Source organism: Mesorhizobium sp. WSM4983, from assembly GCF_029625765.1.
Lineage (GTDB): Bacteria > Pseudomonadota > Alphaproteobacteria > Rhizobiales > Rhizobiaceae > Mesorhizobium.
The window spans coordinates 1-15,598 of sequence record NZ_JARTVM010000010.1 but is presented as its reverse complement, the minus strand read 5'-3'; the positions used below and the strand labels follow the sequence as shown (position 1 = coordinate 15,598).

Genomic DNA, 15,598 nt, shown 5'->3' with positions numbered 1-15,598 from the left:
AGGCCGCTCGGTTGAGCCTGGCGGCATCCGTCAGGTTTTCGGCGTGCCGCCGCGCTGATTGATCGATACCCAAATATTCGGGTTCTGCTGCGACTGGCGCTTCAGGAAATAATAGCCGGTCGCGTTCCAGGGCCGGACTTCGTCGACCAGATTGTCGAGCACGAGATCGCCCTTGTCGGTCTTCACGGTCAGGATGGTGTGGCCTTCGTTGTTCAGGTCGCGCACGACCGTCATCAGCAGCGCCTGGCGGGGAAATCCCGCTTCCATGAGAAGCTTGCGCTTGTAGAGCGCGTAGATCTTGCAGTCGCCCTTGCCGTCCACCGGATAGTCCCAGTGGTCCATCATCGTGCCCCAGTGATCATAGTTGCTGACGGGCTTGATGGCGCGGTTCGCCTTCTGGTTTATGCGCTTGAGGGTTCGCATGTTCTGCGCGGTCAGCTTGACGTTCGCCGGCTGCAGGGCAGGCACTTTGCACTCATTCGGCCGGCGGTGGCAGAAATCGATCCAGCCATAAGGGACGCTAGTACGTCCTCCCACTGTGGCGGAGCGCAGGTCGACCGGACTCGATGGCCGCTTGAACAATGTCGACTGCGCCGCCGCCGTGTCGACGCAAAGCGACGTCACACCGATCAATGAGCAAAGGCCAAGGAGGAATAAAGAGGTCAGGACGCCAGGGGAACGCAGCACTGCCAACACCACCGCAACGAGAAGACTGCTGATAGTTAAGTCGGAAGCGTCGGCCAAGGCAATTGAACAATTAATAATCTGCTAACACGATTGTGTTCGCGCTCCGGCGGGTAGCTAGGTGTGAGCTTTCCGGCCGGATCGAGGTGACCGTTCAGGATGGTCGTTCGTCAGGTATCTGACGACAAGGTTGGGATCAATTGCGAGCATGGCGCCGCCGCGCTTCGGCAAAGACACTCGCGTTCATCTCTTCAAGCGTCTTCTGCTTGCCGCGGTGCGGCAGCAGGCCAACCACGTCTTCCGGTTGCGTCGGGGTGAAGGCCGGCACTTGCTTCAGAAGAACACCGTCTGGTGTGTCTTCGACCTGCAGACGTGTGCCGGCACCCCAGTCCCTCCGTTTCCGGATCGCGCTGGGGAGGATCACTTGTCCCTTGGTCGAGACGGTGGTTATGAGTTTTTCGGCACCAGCTATCGCAAGCTTACCCCATGTAAGACACAGGTAAGATACTCAAGCGGCGGAGTGCTATTCAAATCTGCCGGATTGAGCGTGCTCAAACCCTAGTGCCGCCCACCGTCATCTGGTTCATCCTCAGATGCGGCTGGCCGACCCCGACCGGCACGCCCTGTCCGGCCTTGCCGCACATGCCGATGCCGTTGTCGAGTTTCATGTCGTTGCCGACCATGGTGACGCGGTGCATGGCGTCGGGCCCGTTGCCGATCAGCATTGCGCCCTTGATCGGCTGCGTCACCTTGCCGTCCTCGATCATGTAGGCCTCGGTGCAGCCAAACACGAACTTGCCTGAGGTGATGTCGACCTGGCCGCCGCCGAAGGAGACGGCATAGATGCCGTTCTTGACCGAGGCGATGATCTCTTCCGGCGCGGTATCGCCCGAGGTCATGTAGGTGTTGGTCATGCGCGGCATCGGCTGGTGGGCATAGCCTTCGCGCCGGCCGTTGCCGGTCGCCTTCATGCCCATCAGCCGCGCATTCTGGCGGTCCTGCATGTAGCCGACCAGCTTGCCGTCCTCGATCAGCACATTGCGCGCCGAAGGCGTGCCTTCGTCGTCCACGGTAAGCGAGCCGCGCCGCTCGGCGATGGTGCCGTCGTCGACGACGGTGACGCCCTTTGCCGCTACTTGGCTGCCCATCAGGCCGGCGAAGGCGGATGTTTTCTTGCGGTTGAAGTCGCCCTCGAGGCCATGGCCGACAGCCTCGTGCAGCATCACGCCCGGCCAGCCGCTGGAAAGCACGATGTCGAATGTGCCTGCCGGCGCCGGGACGGCTTCGAGATTGACCAGCGCCTGTCGCAGCGCCTCGCGCGCGGCGTGCTTCCAACTCTCCTCGGTGAGGAACTCGCCAAAGCTCTTGCGGCCGCCCATTCCGTAGGAGCCGCTCTCCTGGCGGTCGCCATCGCCGACCACCACCGAGACGTTCATCCTGACCAGCGGGCGGATATCGCGCACCACTTGGCCGTCGCCGCGCACGATCTCGACATGCTGCCACGAGGCGGCCAGCGAAGCCGTCACCTGGCGCACGCGCGGATCGGCGGCGCGCAGCCAGGCGTCGATCTCCTGCAACAGCTTCGCCTTGGCCTCGAAACTGGGCGAGGGGATGGGATTCTCGTCGCCGTAAAGGTGGCGATTGGTGCGCGCGGGCGCTGCGGCAAGCGTTCCGGAATAGCCGCCCTTGACCGCGGAGACGGCATCGGCGGCGCGCAGCAGAGAGGCTTCCGACAGGTCGCTCGAATGGGCATAGCCGCTCGCCTCGCCGGCGACGGCGCGCAGCCCGAAACCCTGGTCGGTGTTGAAATTCGCCGTCTTCAGCCGGCCGTTGTCGAACATCAGCGCTTCGTTCTCGCTGTATTCGAGGAACAGTTCGCCGTCGTCGGCGCCCTTGATGGTATCGGCGACGATCTCTTTGACGCGGTCGTCGGAAATGTCGAATTGGCCGATCAGGCTGTTCATGGCAGGGCTGTCCGCTGGCGGTTTCGCATTCCCCCGATGTAGGGGCGAAGTGAGGTCAAGACAATCGCCGGCCTTCACACGCGATCGTCATCGCCCCGAGCCGACTGGCGGCCGCGTTGCCGCCGCTGGACTTAGGGCAGAGCCGAGAAGCCTTCGGCGAATCCCTTCAGATCGACCGGAATGCCGATGCCTTCCTCCGGCGTCTGGAACACGATGAAGGTGGCCGACGTGCCGTTCTTCAGCGTGTCGAGCAGTGGCTTCTCGAGGATCACTTCCGCGTAGCAGCCGTCCTGGAAGCAGCGCACGAAATAGGCGCGGCCGATGTCCTTGCCGTCGACATTGAGGCCGAGCCCGTTGGGCAGGAGCACGCCGAGCGGTGCCAGCACCCGCAGGATCTCCGCCTTGTTGTCGGCGGTGCGCAGCACCACGACGGAAAGCCCCATCTCCGGACGGTCCTCGGCGACGACGTTCTGCATCATCACGCATTGCTCGGAGGTCGCGCCGGCCGGCGTGTCGCAGATGATCGACCACGCGCCATGCGTCGACTTGACCGTGCCGCTGGGCGGCGCCGCGGTCTGCGGCGGCGCGGCGTTCGCCACGCTGGCGCTAAGCGAGGCGGCAAGGAAGATAACCTTCGCCAAGGGTCTCGAAAGCCAGGAAGTCATAACGGCTCCATTGCGAATCACGGCACTTTAAGCTGCGCCAAGGCCAAGTAAAGGACGAGACCGTCGCCAGCCCGCCGAGATACCGGCAATTACGCGCTTTTCCAGAGCAAATTCGCCCGAATTGCGACCACCCGGCGCGGGGGCGGCGATGGTCGGGGATGCCCTTCGGGCTGCGCGCAAAAATGCCGCACGGTTTCGCCCGCTCCTTCCTTGCGGAGGGAAATAGAGTATGGTTTGAACCACCTTAGGGACAGACCGGGATTCCCCATCCCGGCGTCGTTCGTTATTGGTGCGATCCGATTGCAGGAAGTGGGAGACGAGAGGGCGATGAGAAAATTCATGGCAAGCGCCAGACTTCTGGCAGGTGCTGCGGCGGCGGGCACGCTCCTCTCCAGCGCATCCGCCTATGCGGATCAGCCGCGGCCATGGGAAACCGCCTTCCAGGCGCCTGCGACCGACATGATGCGGCAAATCGAATGGTTCGGAAACTACACCTTCGTATTCATCGTGGTCATCACCCTGCTGGTGCTGGTCCTGCTCGCCTATGTCATCCTGCGGTTCCGCGCGAGCGCCAACCCGGTTCCTTCCCGGACCAGCCACAACACGCTGATCGAGGTGATCTGGACCGTCGGCCCGGTCATCGTGCTGCTGCTCATCGCCATCCCCTCGTTCCAACTGCTCACCGCGCAGTATACCCCGCCGGAAGAAGCCAAGCTGACCGTCAAGGCGACCGGGAACCAATGGAATTGGGACTACGAATACCAGGTCGACAAGAGCTTCTCCTTCAACTCGGCGATCCTTCAGGACGGTGACCGCGCCAAGGCCGGCAAGGAAGACCGCAATCTCTATCCGCGCCTGCTCGCCGTCGACAATGAGCTGGTGGTGCCGGTCAACACCATGACCCGCGTGCTGATCACCGCCACCGACGTCATCCACTCCTTCGCCGTGCCGTCCTTCGGCATCAAGATGGATGCCGTGCCCGGCCGCACGAACGAGACCTGGTTCAAGGCGGAGAAGGAAGGCCTCTATTACGGCCAGTGCTCGCAGCTCTGCGGCAAGGATCACGCCTTTATGCCGATCGCGGTTCGCGTCGTCTCCGACGCGCAGTTCAAGACCTGGCTGGAGACGGCCAAGACCGACGTGCCCGCCGCCAACAAGGCGCTGATGGCCGAGATCGATGGTACCAACAAGGTAGCGGCCGCCGGCAACTGACGCCGCGGGTTAGCAAGAATTAGGGAACGGAGCGGAATATGGCAGAGGCTGCAGCTCACGACCACCACGACCACAGGCCGCATGGCTGGGTCCGCTGGGTCTACTCGACCAACCACAAGGACATCGGCACGCTCTACCTGATCTTCGCGATCATGGCCGGGATTATCGGCGGCGCGCTTTCGGTCGCCATCCGCATGGAGCTGCAGGAGCCCGGCATCCAGATCTTCAGCGGTCTGGCGCAGATGGTCTACGGCATGCAGGGTGATGCCGCCATCGACGGCGGCAAGAGCATGTACAATGCCTTCGGCGCCGCGCACGGCCTGATCATGATCTTCTTCATGGTGATGCCGGCGCTCATCGGCGGCTTCGCCAACTGGATGGTGCCGATCATGATCGGCGCGCCGGACATGGCCTTCCCGCGCATGAACAACATCTCTTTCTGGCTGCTGCCGCCGGCCTTCCTCCTGCTGCTCGGCTCGATGTTCGTACCGAGCGCGCCCGGCGCCTTCGGCGTCGGCGGCGGCTGGACGATCTATCCGCCGCTCTCGACATCCGGCCAGCCTGGCCCCGCGATGGACCTTGCGATTCTGTCGCTCCACATCGCCGGCGCCTCGTCGATTCTCGGTGCGATCAATTTCATCACCACCATCTTCAACATGCGCGCGCCTGGCATGACCATGCACAAGATGCCGCTGTTCGCCTGGGCGGTGCTGATCACGGCCTTCCTGCTGCTCTTGTCGCTGCCGGTCCTGGCGGGCGCCATCACCATGCTGCTCACCGATCGCAACTTCGGCACCGCCTTCTTCGTGCCGGACCAGGGCGGCGACCCGCTGCTCTTCCAGCACCTGTTCTGGTTCTTCGGCCATCCCGAGGTGTACATCCTGATCCTGCCGGGCTTCGGCATCGTTAGCCATATCGTCTCGACCTTCTCGAAGAAGCCGGTCTTCGGCTATCTCGGCATGGCCTACGCCATGGTCGCGATCGGCGCGGTCGGCTTCATCGTCTGGGCGCACCACATGTACACGACCGGCCTGTCGCTCGACACGCAGCGCTATTTCGTGTTCGCCACCATGGTCATCGCGGTTCCGACGGGCGTGAAGATCTTCTCCTGGATCGCCACGATGTGGGGCGGCTCGATCTCCTTCAAGCCGCCGATGCTGTGGGCGCTGGGCTTCATCTTCCTGTTCACGATCGGTGGCGTCACCGGCGTTCAGCTGGCAAATGCCGGCCTCGACCGCTCGCTGCACGACACCTATTTCGTGATCGCCCACTTCCACTACGTGCTGTCGCTGGGCGCCGTGTTCGCCATCTTCGCCGGCTGGTACTACTGGTTCCCGAAGATGACCGGCTACATGTACTCGCCGGTGATCGCCAACACCCACTTCTGGGTCACCTTCGTCGGCGTCAACCTGATCTTCTTCCCGCAGCACTTCCTCGGCCTTGCCGGGATGCCGCGCCGCACTGTCGACTATCCGGATGCGTTTGCCGGCTGGAACATGATCTCGTCCTACGGCTCCTACATCGCCGCCGTCGGCGTTGCGATCTTCCTCTATGGCGTGTTCGAGGCCTTCCAGAAGAAGCGCGTCGCGGGCGCCAATCCGTGGGGCGAGGGTGCCACCACGCTCGAATGGCAGCTGCCGTCGCCGCCGCCGTTCCACCAGTGGGAACAGCTGCCGAAGATCAAGTAAGGCCGCAGATACAGGACCGCCTGCTCGCCCGGCGGTCTTGGCCAACGGAATGATGGACTTTAAGTACGCATGGCCCTTGCCGACCACAAACTGATGGAGGAAGTTGGCTTTCGCATGTCGGAAGCCACCGCGGGCGATTTCTTCGCCCTCCTCAAGCCGCGCGTGATGTCGCTGGTCGTCTTCACGGCCTTTGTCGGCATGGTCGCGGCGCCGGTCGCCATCAATCCGCTGCTGGCGGTGATCGCGATCCTGGCGATTGCCATCGGCGCCGGCGCCTCGGGCGCGCTCAACATGTGGTACGACGCCGATATCGACGCGGTGATGACCAGGACAGCGAGCCGTCCGGTGCCGGCCGGGCGCGTCACGCCGGGTGAGGCGCTGAGCTTCGGCCTCGTGCTCTCCGCGCTGTCGGTGATGACGCTGGGCGTGCTCATCAACTGGCTGTCGGCGGCGCTTCTTGCCTTCACCATCTTCTTCTACGCCGTCATCTACACGATGTGGCTAAAGCGCTGGACGCCGCAGAACATCGTCATCGGCGGCGCCGCCGGCGCCATCCCGCCGGTGATCGGCTGGGCGGCGGTGACCGGATCGGTCAGCCTCGAAAGCCTGATTCTTTTCCTGATCATTTTCCTTTGGACTCCGCCGCATTTCTGGGCGTTGGCGCTGTTCAAGTCGGACGACTACGCCCGCGCCGGCATCCCGATGATGCCGAACGTCGCCGGACACGCCTCGACCCGCCGCCAGATCTTTGCCTACGCGCTAGTCCTGGCGCCGGTCGGCGTGTTGCCATGGCTGCTCGGCTACACCACCGCCGCCTATGGCGCGGTTTCCGTCCTGCTCGGCCTGGGCTTCGTCTGGTATGCCTGGAAGGTGCTGGGCATGAGCGATGCCGACCGCGCGATGAAGCCGGCCAAGGCGCTGTTCGGCTATTCGCTGCTCTATCTCTTCGCAATCTTTGCCGCCTATCTCGTCGACAGCGTGGTCGGGCGTGCCCTCGTCATGGGGGGAGCATGACCGTGGCCGACAAGAACCTCGAACTGGTCACCTTGACCGAACGCCAGCGGAAGGCGCGGCGCAGCCGCTCCGTTGCCATCGGCGTCGCGCTGGCCGCGCTCGTCATCATCTTCTACATCGCCACCATCGTGCGCTTCGGCCACCATGCCTCCGGCCTGATACCGACGAATTTGATGTGAGGCGGCGATGAGCGGCGAGACCGGACCCATCGGGAAGAACAGCAACCGTATCGTCGTGGCGGTCTGCCTTGCCTTCTTCACCGGCATGGTCGGCATGGCCTATGCGGCAGTCCCGCTCTACAAGATGTTCTGCCAGGTGACCGGCTATGGCGGCACGACGCAGCGCGTCGAGAAGCAATATGCCGGTCGCGTGCTCGACCGCGACATCACCATCCGCTTCGACGCCAACACCAACGGCATTCCGTGGCAGTTCGAGCCCGTCGCGCGCTCGGTGACGATCAAGATCGGCGAGACCACGCAGGCGCATTACAGCGCCACCAACAAGTTCGATCGCCCCATCACCGGGCGCGCCTCCTTCAACGTGCAGCCGGAAATGGCCGGCGCCTATTTCAACAAGGTGGAGTGCTTCTGCTTCACCGACACGACGCTCAAGCCCGGTGAGACGCTGGACATGCCGGTCGTGTTCTATGTCGATCCAGACATCGTCAACGTGCCGGAACTGAAGGACTTGAAGACCATCACCCTGTCCTACACCATGTTCCCGGTCGAAAAGAAGCAGCCAGTCGCGTCGTCCGCGCCGGCCGCTGGCAGCAGCAACAAAGTTCCAGATTCCGAAGCAAGCCTCGGGGGTTGATATGGCAGACGCGCACGCAAAACCGAACCACGACTACCATCTCGTCAATCCCAGCCCTTGGCCTTTCCTGGGCTCGATCGGCGCATTGGTCACGGCCGTCGGCGGCGTTTGCCTGATGCAGTATCTGAAGGCCGGCAGCTTCCCAATATTCGGCCACAACATCGCCAATCCGTGGCTGTTTTTCATCGGCCTGATCATCGTGCTCTACACGATGTTCGCCTGGTGGTCGGACACCATCAAGGAAGCGCATGAGGGCCACCACACGCGCGTCGTTTCGCTGCACCTGCGCTACGGCATGATCATGTTCATCGCCTCCGAGGTGATGTTCTTCGTCGCCTGGTTCTGGGCCTTCTTCGACGCCAGCCTATTCCCGGGCGAGGCCGCGCAATATGCCCGCACCACCTTCACGGGCGGCGTTTGGCCGCCAAAAGGTCTGGAGGTTCTCGATCCCTTCCACCTGCCGCTCTACAACACCATCATCCTGCTTTTGTCGGGCACGACGGTGACCTGGGCGCACCACTCGCTGCTGCACGGCGACCGCAAGGGCCTGATCAACGGCCTGATCCTGACCGTCGGCCTCGGCATGCTGTTCACCATGGTGCAGGCCTACGAGTACATGCACGCTCCGTTCGGCTTCAAGGACTCGATCTACGGCGCCACCTTCTTCATGGCGACCGGCTTCCACGGCTTCCACGTCATCATCGGCACCATCTTCCTGCTCGTCTGCCTGATCCGGGCGATGCGGGGCGATTTCACCCCGAAGCAGCATTTCGGCTTCGAGGCGGCCGCCTGGTACTGGCATTTCGTCGACGTGGTCTGGCTGTTCCTGTTCACCGCGATCTATGTCTGGGCCTCGAGCGGCGCGGTAATCGAAGCCCACTGAGACCCTTTGGATTGAGTTCACGAGGCGGCTGCGGCGACGTGGCCGCCTTATCTTTTTGACCGAACGGGTCTACGGTGCGGACATGAGCGAAGACAAGGCAATCTGGCCACCCGTCGACCCGATCTCGGCCGGGCTGCGCGGCCACTGCCCGCGCTGCGGCGAGGGCAAGCTGTTTTCCGGCTTCCTCACCGTCGGCAAGCGCTGCTACAGTTGCGGCCTCGACTATTCCTTTGCCGATGCCGGCGACGGTCCGGCGGTCTTCGTCATCCTCATCATCGGCTTCATCGTCGTCGGCCTGGCGCTGTGGATGGAAGTGTCGCTGAGCCCGCCGCTCTGGCTGCATTTCATTTTGTGGATACCGCTGGCGCTGGTGCTGAGCCTGGCGGCGCTGCGCCTGGTCAAGGGCGTGCTGATCACCCTGCAATATTCCAAGAAGGCCGCGGAAGGCAGGCTGGACAGCGGCCAATGAGCGATGCGACCTCCTCGACTGCCGGCGCTTCGCGGCCGCGCTCGGCGCTGCTGCTTGGGATCGGCCTTGTCCTGTTCGCCATTCTCCTCGGCCTCGGCACGTGGCAGGTCCAGCGCTTGCACTGGAAGGAAGGGCTGATCGATACCATAGACAAGCGCACCCATGCGGCACCTTTGCCACTGACTGATGTCGAGAAAGAATTCGCCGCCACACACGATGTCGACTACACGCCGGTGACTGTAACCGGCACTTTCCTGCACCAGGGCGAGCGCCATTTCTTCGCCACTTGGGAAGGCGACACGGGCTTCAATGTCTACACGCCCCTGCGGCTCGACGACGGCCGTTTCGTGCTCGTCAACCGCGGCTTCGTCCCTTACGATCTCAAGGATCCGGCCAAGCGGAAGCAGGGCGAGGTCGCCGGCACGGTGACGGTGACCGGGCTTGCCCGCAATCCGCTGCCTGAAAAACCCTCGATGATGCTGCCCGACAACGACGTCGCCAAGAACATCTTTTACTGGAAGGACCGCGACGTCATGGCCTCGAGCGCCGGTCTGCCAGCGGGAGCCGTGCTGGTGCCCTTCTTTATCGATGCCGACAAGACTCCTAACCCCGGCGGTCTGCCGGTCGGCGGCGTCACCATCATCGATCTGCCGAACAACCACCTGCAATATGCCGTCACCTGGTATGGCCTTGCCGCCGCCCTTGCCGCGGTGCTGATCCTCAGGCTTCGCCGCCCGGCGAAGGAGGAGTGAGCGCCGCTCTTGACAGGGCAGGGGTGCACGCCTCATTTCGCCTTCAGCTTTCCGACTGAACCGGCCCGTTTTGATGATTGAAAAAAAGCCACCGCTGACGATCAGGCTTTGCCAGCCGCGCGGCTTCTGCGCCGGCGTCGACCGCGCCATTCAGATCGTCGTGCTGGCGCTGAAGAAATACGGCGCGCCGGTCTATGTCCGCCATGAGATCGTGCACAACCGCTACGTCGTCGAGGGGCTGCAGAGCCTGGGCGCGGTGTTCATCGAGGAATTGTCCGAGATCCCGCCCGAGCATCGTCAGTCGCCGGTCGTCTTTTCCGCGCATGGGGTGCCGAAATCGGTGCCGGCCGACGCCGAGGCGCGCAACCTGTTCTACCTCGATGCCACCTGTCCGCTGGTGTCGAAGGTGCACAAGCAGGCGATGCGGCACCAGCGGCTCGGCCGCCATGTGCTCCTGATCGGCCATGCCGGCCATCCGGAAGTGATCGGCACGATGGGCCAGTTGCCGGAAGGAGCCGTGACCCTTATCGAGACGGAGGCGGATGCGGCAAGCTTCGTGCCGGCAGACCCGGCGGCGCTTGGCTTCGTCACCCAGACGACGCTGTCGGTCGAGGACACCGCCGGCATCATCCGGGCGCTGCAAGAGCGTTTCCCCGAGCTTCACGCCCCGGCCGCCGAATCGATCTGCTACGCCACCACCAACCGCCAGGAGGCGGTGAAGGAGACGGCCGCCGGCGCCGACCTTTTCCTCGTCGTCGGCGCGCCGAACTCGTCCAACTCGCGGCGTCTTGTCGAAGTGGCGGAGCGCGCGGGCGCCGCGATGTCGCTTCTCGTGCAGCGCGCCTCCGAAATTCCGTGGGATGAGATCGGCAGGATTTCGACGCTCGGCCTGTCGGCCGGCGCCTCGGCGCCGGAAATCATCGTCGACGAGATCATCGACGCGTTCCGGCAACGCTTCGACGTCACCATCGATCTGGCCATCACGGCCACGGAAACGGAGGATTTTCCGGTGATGCGGGTGTTGCGCGATGTCGAACTGACGGCGGCCGACATGGCCTTCGTCAACGGAGCCGCGTAAACCCAGATGGCCGTCTACACCGACGTCAACGAAAACGAGCTCAGCGCGTTTCTGAAAGCCTATCCGGTGGGCGAGCTCCTGTCCTACAAGGGCATCGCCGAAGGGACCGAGAACTCGAATTTTCTCGTCCATGCTTCCACCGGTTCCTACATATTGACGCTCTACGAGAAGCGCGTCGACAAGGCCGATCTGCCCTTTTTCCTCGGCCTGATGGGCCATCTCGCGCGAAAAGGCATTTCCTGCCCGCTTCCGGTCACCGCGCATGACGGAACCGTCATCGGCACTCTCGCCGGGCGCCCGGCGGTCATCATCACCTTCCTCGAGGGCCTGTCGCTGAGGCGCCCGACGGCAGCGCATTGCGGCGAGGTCGGCAAGGCGTTGGCCGCGCTCCATCTCGCCGGGCGGGATTTCCCGATGAAGCGGCCGAACGCGCTTGCCATCGACGGCTGGCGCAAGCTCTGGGCGGCGTCGCGCGACCGCGCCGACGAGGTCGAGCTGGGGCTCGCGGCCGAAGTCGACGCGGACTTCCTCGATTTTGGGCGCAACTGGCCGACCCGCCTGCCACAAGGCATCATCCACGCGGATCTCTTCCCGGACAATGTCTTCTTCCTTGGCGAGAAGCTGTCGGGGCTGATCGATTTCTATTTCGCCTGCGACGACCTCTATGCCTATGATGTCGCCACGTGCCTCAACGCCTGGTGCTTCGAGAAGGACTTTTCCTTCAACCTGACCAAAGGGGCCGCGCTGCTTGCCGGCTACCAGTCGGTGAGGCCGCTTGAGGGCGAGGAAAAAGCGGCGCTGCCGATGCTGGCGCGCGGCTCGGCGCTACGCTTCATGCTGACCAGGCTCTATGATTGGCTGACCATTCCCAACGGCGGGCTGGTGATGAAGCGCGATCCGACCGAATATATCCGCCGCATGCGCTTCCACCGGGCGATCAAGTCTCCATCCGAATACGGACTGACATGAACAAGCAAATCGAGATCTTCACCGACGGCGCCTGCTCGGGCAATCCCGGGCCGGGCGGTTGGGGCGCGGTGCTGCGCTATAACGGCGTCGCCAAGGAGCTGTCGGGCGGCGAGGCCGAGACCACCAACAACCGCATGGAGCTGCTTGCCGCCATTAGCGCGCTCGATGCGCTGAAGGAGCCCTGCACGGTCGATCTCTATACGGACAGCAAATACGTCATGGACGGCATTTCCAAATGGATCCATGGCTGGAAGAAGAACGGCTGGAAGACCGGCGAGAGGAAGCCGGTCAAGAACGGTGAGCTCTGGCAGGCGCTCGACGAGGCCAACAGGCGACACAAGGTTATCTGGCATTGGGTGAAGGGCCATGCCGGCCACCCGGAGAACGAGCGCGCCGACGAACTGGCAAGGCAAGGCATGGCGCCGTTCAAGCCGAAGCAGGCGCGGCCGGCACCGGTTGCGGCTGCGCCGCAGAAGGCTGGTGCTCCGGCCAGGAAGCCCGCGCCCCGACGCTCGACCCAGAGCTATTGACGCGCCTGACGTTCTCTACCGGATCGCCAGCGCCGTGAAGAACAGGCCGAGGGCGAAGACCGTGTGCGAGACGAGGTTGAGCGCGCGCACCAGCATCGGGTTGGGCGTCCTCGACGCTGCCCAGCCGGCGCCCATGCCGGGCGCCAGCAGGAACCAGCCGGCGCCGACGGTGACGATGCCGAGGATGAAGGCCGGCAGGAAGGTCGGCGCTGCCAGCCAGCCCGTTCCCGCCAGCACGACCAGGATCACGCCGTAGAGAATTCCGACGAGATAGTGGAACGCCCAGCCCAGCGCCTTTTCATGCGTGTAGAGGGCGGCCTGACTGATATCGTCATGGAAGACCTTCTCGGGCAGATGCCGGACCCAGCGGCCGACCATGCCCCAATTCGGCCGCGGCAGCCCGAACGCCTTGTTGAGGATAATCGCCCAGACGTCCATGAAGACCGTGGCGCCGATGCCGATCGCGATGGCGCGCCAGACGATGTCGAGCATCAGAGCTGCTCGAGGATCTTGGCCGCCCCACTCTCGTCGACACCCGGCTTGGCTTCGACATTGAGCGCTACGACCTTGCTGTCATCGACGATCATCGAAAAGCGCTTCGAGCGCAGCCCCATGCCGTTCGCGGAAAGGTCGTTGTCGAGTCCGACCGACTTGGCGAAGTCTCCGCTGCCGTCGGCGAGATAGAGGATCTTGCCTTCGCCACCGGTGAAGCGTGCCCAGGCGCCCATGACATGGACGTCGTTGACCGAGACGACCGCGATAGTGTCGACGCCGCGCGCCACGATGGCGTCGTGGTTCTCGAGATAGCCCGGCAGATGATTGTTGCTGCAGGTCGGCGTGAAGGCGCCGGGAACGCCGAACAGCACCACCTTCTTGCCGGCGAAAATCTCGGCGCTGGTCATCGGCTTGGCGCCATCGGCGGTCATCACCTTGAAAGTCGCCTCGGGCAGTTTTTCGCCAACCGAAATGGTCATGGTTTCCTCGTTCGGGAGATTGGGAAGGATCTGTGCCTGCGATATCGAACCGGGCCGCATTCCGCAACCGTTCAGAGCAATGCCAGGAAAAGTGCCCAGCGGTTTTCCATTCGGAATTGCGGCTCCACGACGAATTGGCTCAAGGGAAAGGCAGCAACCCGTCCACCGCACCTTCGGCGCTTGTCAGCGTGTAGTAGAGCCCGCCGTCCGTGGGCGTCGCTGACGGCCGGTCGAGGATCGGCACGGTGAAAACAAGCTTGCCGTCCTTCTCGCTGCGCACCGGCGCGCCGAACATATAGTCGCGCTCCCCCGCGATGAAAAAGTCGACGGACTCGGCATCGCCGGGCGAATGCGCCTCGACGATGAGCGTCTCGTGATCGCCGGGCAGCACGCGGATGCCGAAATCAGGTCGCGCCGGGGCAGGGAGCGTTGCAAGCGCCGTCTTCACCAGTGCCGCGTCGGTGGGGTTGTCCGGATCGGAAGCAGGATCGAGGCTGAGCCGCGTCTGCACCGGAATGCAGATCGTCTCGCAAATGCCGAGAAAGACATTGGCATCGATCGTCGCCGGCTGGTCGGGCGCCGACAGCGTGAAGGTCACCGGCAGCGATACGGGACGGTCATAGCCGGCCCATTTGCCGTAGCCGTCGTCGTGGCGCTGCGGCGGCGGAAACGACAGCTTTGCATCTGCGATGTTGGTGCTGGCCGAGATGTCGATCTGCGGCGGCACACCGGCGTCGCCGGGATCGCGCCAATAGGTTTTCCAGCCTGGCTTCAGCGCGATGTCGAGCACGCCGTGGATCTTGCCCGCCTCGTCCGGCTTGCCGCTGGTCACCAGCCGCACCTTGCCGCCTTCGCTGTTGTACCAGGCCGAGGATGATGCCTCGGCCGGCTGCCCCGCTGCCAGGCCGACGACGGCACCGAGCGCCACAATATTCAGGTATCGCATGACGGTGATTTGATCGCCCGTTCTTGGCCGCGCAATGATTTCATGTTCCTGCAGGTATCATATTTGCGTGACATCGGGCAGCCTGACCATCTTTTCGGCGCCGCGGAAACGGGTTACCCTCAGCTCCATGGACTTGTTGCGTCACAAAAAGAAGACGGCCGGACGCGGCTTTCTCGACGATCAGTTCCTGATTGCCATGCCTGGCATGAAGGACGACCGCTTCACGCGCTCCGTCATCTATATCTGCGCCCACAGCGACGAGGGCGCCATGGGCCTGATCATCAATCAGACGCAGCAGATGCTGTTCCCGGACCTTCTGGTGCAGCTTGGCATCGTGAACGAGCAGGAAGCAATCCGCTTGCCGGCGCATGCCCGCGATTTCGTCGTGCGCAATGGCGGGCCCGTCGACCGCAGCCGCGGCTTCGTGCTGCATTCCGGCGACTATCGCGTGGAATCCTCGCTCAACGTCTCCGACGACATCTGCCTGACCGCCACGGTCGACATCCTGCGCGCCATCTCGACGGGTCGCGGGCCGCGTCATGCGCTGATGGCGCTCGGCTATTCCGGCTGGGGCGCAGGCCAGCTCGAAAGTGAGATCGCCGAGAATGGCTGGCTGACCTGCCCGGCGACGCCTGAGCTGCTGTTCGACGCCGACATCGAGCGCAAATACGATCGCATCCTTGCCTCGATCGGCATCGATCTCGCCCATTTGAGCGCCGCCGCGGGGCACGCTTAAACGCCTTTGCCGACCTGCGGGACTGGTCGAACCCGCCTTGGCTTCGTCATCAGCTCTGAGGAATGGCGACGCTCTGAGCGATTAGGGTGATGACGAGTTGGAAGGTCACCGCAGTTCGTAAGCGCCGAAGCAACGCCCTCTAGGGCGGCGGATTTTCATGTGAGTCCATAGCCTGCGGCAGTGAAGTAGTTTCTGCATTCTGTTGGGGAGAACAGATTGCA

General features: G+C 63.5%; 19 protein-coding genes. 12 read left to right on the top strand and 7 right to left on the bottom strand.

The genetic code is table 11. The annotated features are described in order from the left end of the window. Positions 1-30 precede the first annotated feature (30 nt). The 4 genes from P9254_RS22820 to P9254_RS22805 form a co-directional block, all read right to left on the bottom strand. Entirely contained in the window at positions 31-537 is a 507-nt protein-coding gene (locus P9254_RS22820) for a transglutaminase-like cysteine peptidase (RefSeq protein ID WP_278057224.1), read from the bottom strand. 343 nt (positions 538-880) lie between these two features. Next, complete coding sequence (locus P9254_RS22815) at positions 881-1,156, bottom strand: AbrB/MazE/SpoVT family DNA-binding domain-containing protein (protein ID WP_127215067.1); 276 nt, start codon at positions 1,154-1,156, stop codon at positions 881-883. A gap of 79 nt (positions 1,157-1,235) precedes the next feature. Further along, positions 1,236-2,648, bottom strand: a complete 1,413-nt coding sequence (gene tldD / locus P9254_RS22810) for a metalloprotease TldD (RefSeq protein WP_067327853.1) — start codon at positions 2,646-2,648, stop codon at positions 1,236-1,238. A gap of 131 nt (positions 2,649-2,779) precedes the next feature. Next, positions 2,780-3,313: an invasion associated locus B family protein gene (locus P9254_RS22805; protein WP_066998026.1), complete on the bottom strand. Its 534-nt coding sequence runs from the start codon at positions 3,311-3,313 to the stop codon at positions 2,780-2,782. A gap of 327 nt (positions 3,314-3,640) precedes the next feature. Here P9254_RS22805 and coxB point away from each other — a divergent pair, with 327 nt between their 5' ends. The 11 genes from coxB to rnhA all read left to right on the top strand — a co-directional run bounded on the left by coxB (position 3,641) and on the right by rnhA (position 12,721). Further along, positions 3,641-4,525 (top strand): cytochrome c oxidase subunit II, encoded by an 885-nt coding sequence (coxB, locus tag P9254_RS22800; protein ID WP_082954010.1) that lies wholly within the window; start codon positions 3,641-3,643, stop codon positions 4,523-4,525. Positions 4,526-4,563: 38 nt separating this feature from the next. Beyond that, positions 4,564-6,213 (top strand): cytochrome c oxidase subunit I, encoded by a 1,650-nt coding sequence (gene ctaD / locus P9254_RS22795; protein ID WP_066998019.1) that lies wholly within the window; start codon positions 4,564-4,566, stop codon positions 6,211-6,213. A 69-nt stretch (positions 6,214-6,282) separates the two neighbouring features. Next, positions 6,283-7,227 (top strand): heme o synthase, encoded by a 945-nt coding sequence (locus tag P9254_RS22790; protein ID WP_095823801.1) that lies wholly within the window; start codon positions 6,283-6,285, stop codon positions 7,225-7,227. Continuing rightward, a complete protein-coding gene (locus P9254_RS22785) occupies positions 7,224-7,406 on the top strand; it encodes a hypothetical protein (protein ID WP_067327855.1) in 183 nt (60 codons plus the stop codon). The genes P9254_RS22790 and P9254_RS22785 overlap by 4 nt, the downstream gene beginning before the upstream one ends. 7 nt (positions 7,407-7,413) lie before the next feature. Further along, a complete protein-coding gene (locus P9254_RS22780) occupies positions 7,414-8,040 on the top strand; it encodes a cytochrome c oxidase assembly protein (RefSeq protein WP_127246407.1) in 627 nt (208 codons plus the stop codon). Between the two features lies 1 nt (position 8,041). After that, positions 8,042-8,923 carry a cytochrome c oxidase subunit 3 gene (locus P9254_RS22775; protein WP_066998007.1) on the top strand — a complete coding sequence of 294 codons (882 nt, stop codon included), beginning with the start codon at positions 8,042-8,044 and terminating at the stop codon, positions 8,921-8,923. A gap of 82 nt (positions 8,924-9,005) precedes the next feature. Further along, the gene (locus P9254_RS22770; RefSeq protein WP_095800294.1) at positions 9,006-9,392 is read left to right on the top strand and encodes a DUF983 domain-containing protein; all 387 of its coding nucleotides are present in this window, start codon (positions 9,006-9,008) and stop codon (positions 9,390-9,392) included. Continuing rightward, positions 9,389-10,144: an SURF1 family protein gene (locus tag P9254_RS22765; protein ID WP_164748251.1), complete on the top strand. Its 756-nt coding sequence runs from the start codon at positions 9,389-9,391 to the stop codon at positions 10,142-10,144. Before P9254_RS22770 ends, P9254_RS22765 begins: the two co-directional genes overlap by 4 nt. Positions 10,145-10,217: 73 nt before the next feature. Continuing rightward, the gene (gene ispH, locus P9254_RS22760; protein WP_067327859.1) at positions 10,218-11,222 is read left to right on the top strand and encodes a 4-hydroxy-3-methylbut-2-enyl diphosphate reductase; all 1,005 of its coding nucleotides are present in this window, start codon (positions 10,218-10,220) and stop codon (positions 11,220-11,222) included. Between the two features lie 6 nt (positions 11,223-11,228). Next, entirely contained in the window at positions 11,229-12,191 is a 963-nt protein-coding gene (locus tag P9254_RS22755; RefSeq protein ID WP_067327860.1) for a homoserine kinase, read from the top strand. Beyond that, entirely contained in the window at positions 12,188-12,721 is a 534-nt protein-coding gene (rnhA, locus tag P9254_RS22750) for a ribonuclease HI (RefSeq protein WP_278057128.1), read from the top strand. The genes P9254_RS22755 and rnhA overlap by 4 nt, the downstream gene beginning before the upstream one ends. A gap of 15 nt (positions 12,722-12,736) precedes the next feature. On the opposite strand, the gene P9254_RS22745 is transcribed toward rnhA, so the two are convergent. The 3 genes from P9254_RS22745 to P9254_RS22735 all read right to left on the bottom strand — a co-directional run bounded on the left by P9254_RS22745 (position 12,737) and on the right by P9254_RS22735 (position 14,641). Next, the gene (locus P9254_RS22745) at positions 12,737-13,213 is read right to left on the bottom strand and encodes a DUF2938 domain-containing protein (protein WP_278057127.1); all 477 of its coding nucleotides are present in this window, start codon (positions 13,211-13,213) and stop codon (positions 12,737-12,739) included. Continuing rightward, positions 13,213-13,695 carry a peroxiredoxin gene (locus tag P9254_RS22740; RefSeq protein ID WP_066998201.1) on the bottom strand — a complete coding sequence of 161 codons (483 nt, stop codon included), beginning with the start codon at positions 13,693-13,695 and terminating at the stop codon, positions 13,213-13,215. Before P9254_RS22740 ends, P9254_RS22745 begins: the two co-directional genes overlap by 1 nt. 139 nt (positions 13,696-13,834) lie before the next feature. Then, positions 13,835-14,641, bottom strand: a complete 807-nt coding sequence (locus tag P9254_RS22735) for a protein-disulfide reductase DsbD domain-containing protein (protein ID WP_067327863.1) — start codon at positions 14,639-14,641, stop codon at positions 13,835-13,837. A 127-nt stretch (positions 14,642-14,768) separates the two neighbouring features. Between P9254_RS22735 and P9254_RS22730 the strand changes: the two genes are divergently transcribed. After that, on the top strand, positions 14,769-15,377 hold the full coding sequence (locus P9254_RS22730; RefSeq protein ID WP_066997984.1) for a YqgE/AlgH family protein: 609 nt from the start codon (positions 14,769-14,771) through the stop codon (positions 15,375-15,377). Positions 15,378-15,598: the final 221 nt, after the last annotated feature.

What these genes read in the sequence shown, in the direction of transcription:
- P9254_RS22775 (WP_066998007.1), top strand. Translation starts at nt 8,042, where the DNA reads ATGGCAGACGCGCACGCAAAACCGAACCACGACTACCATCTCGTCAAT.
- ispH (WP_067327859.1), top strand. Translation starts at nt 10,218, where the DNA reads ATGATTGAAAAAAAGCCACCGCTGACGATCAGGCTTTGCCAGCCGCGC.
- P9254_RS22785 (WP_067327855.1), top strand. Translation starts at nt 7,224, where the DNA reads ATGACCGTGGCCGACAAGAACCTCGAACTGGTCACCTTGACCGAACGC.
- tldD (WP_067327853.1), bottom strand. Translation starts at nt 2,648, where the DNA reads ATGAACAGCCTGATCGGCCAATTCGACATTTCCGACGACCGCGTCAAA.
- ctaD (WP_066998019.1), top strand. Translation starts at nt 4,564, where the DNA reads ATGGCAGAGGCTGCAGCTCACGACCACCACGACCACAGGCCGCATGGC.
- P9254_RS22790 (WP_095823801.1), top strand. Translation starts at nt 6,283, where the DNA reads ATGGCCCTTGCCGACCACAAACTGATGGAGGAAGTTGGCTTTCGCATG.
- rnhA (WP_278057128.1), top strand. Translation starts at nt 12,188, where the DNA reads ATGAACAAGCAAATCGAGATCTTCACCGACGGCGCCTGCTCGGGCAAT.
- P9254_RS22740 (WP_066998201.1), bottom strand. Translation starts at nt 13,695, where the DNA reads ATGACCATTTCGGTTGGCGAAAAACTGCCCGAGGCGACTTTCAAGGTG.
- P9254_RS22730 (WP_066997984.1), top strand. Translation starts at nt 14,769, where the DNA reads ATGGACTTGTTGCGTCACAAAAAGAAGACGGCCGGACGCGGCTTTCTC.
- P9254_RS22755 (WP_067327860.1), top strand. Translation starts at nt 11,229, where the DNA reads ATGGCCGTCTACACCGACGTCAACGAAAACGAGCTCAGCGCGTTTCTG.
- coxB (WP_082954010.1), top strand. Translation starts at nt 3,641, where the DNA reads ATGAGAAAATTCATGGCAAGCGCCAGACTTCTGGCAGGTGCTGCGGCG.
- P9254_RS22735 (WP_067327863.1), bottom strand. Translation starts at nt 14,641, where the DNA reads ATGCGATACCTGAATATTGTGGCGCTCGGTGCCGTCGTCGGCCTGGCA.
- P9254_RS22745 (WP_278057127.1), bottom strand. Translation starts at nt 13,213, where the DNA reads ATGCTCGACATCGTCTGGCGCGCCATCGCGATCGGCATCGGCGCCACG.
- P9254_RS22805 (WP_066998026.1), bottom strand. Translation starts at nt 3,313, where the DNA reads ATGACTTCCTGGCTTTCGAGACCCTTGGCGAAGGTTATCTTCCTTGCC.
- P9254_RS22770 (WP_095800294.1), top strand. Translation starts at nt 9,006, where the DNA reads ATGAGCGAAGACAAGGCAATCTGGCCACCCGTCGACCCGATCTCGGCC.
- P9254_RS22765 (WP_164748251.1), top strand. Translation starts at nt 9,389, where the DNA reads ATGAGCGATGCGACCTCCTCGACTGCCGGCGCTTCGCGGCCGCGCTCG.
- P9254_RS22780 (WP_127246407.1), top strand. Translation starts at nt 7,414, where the DNA reads ATGAGCGGCGAGACCGGACCCATCGGGAAGAACAGCAACCGTATCGTC.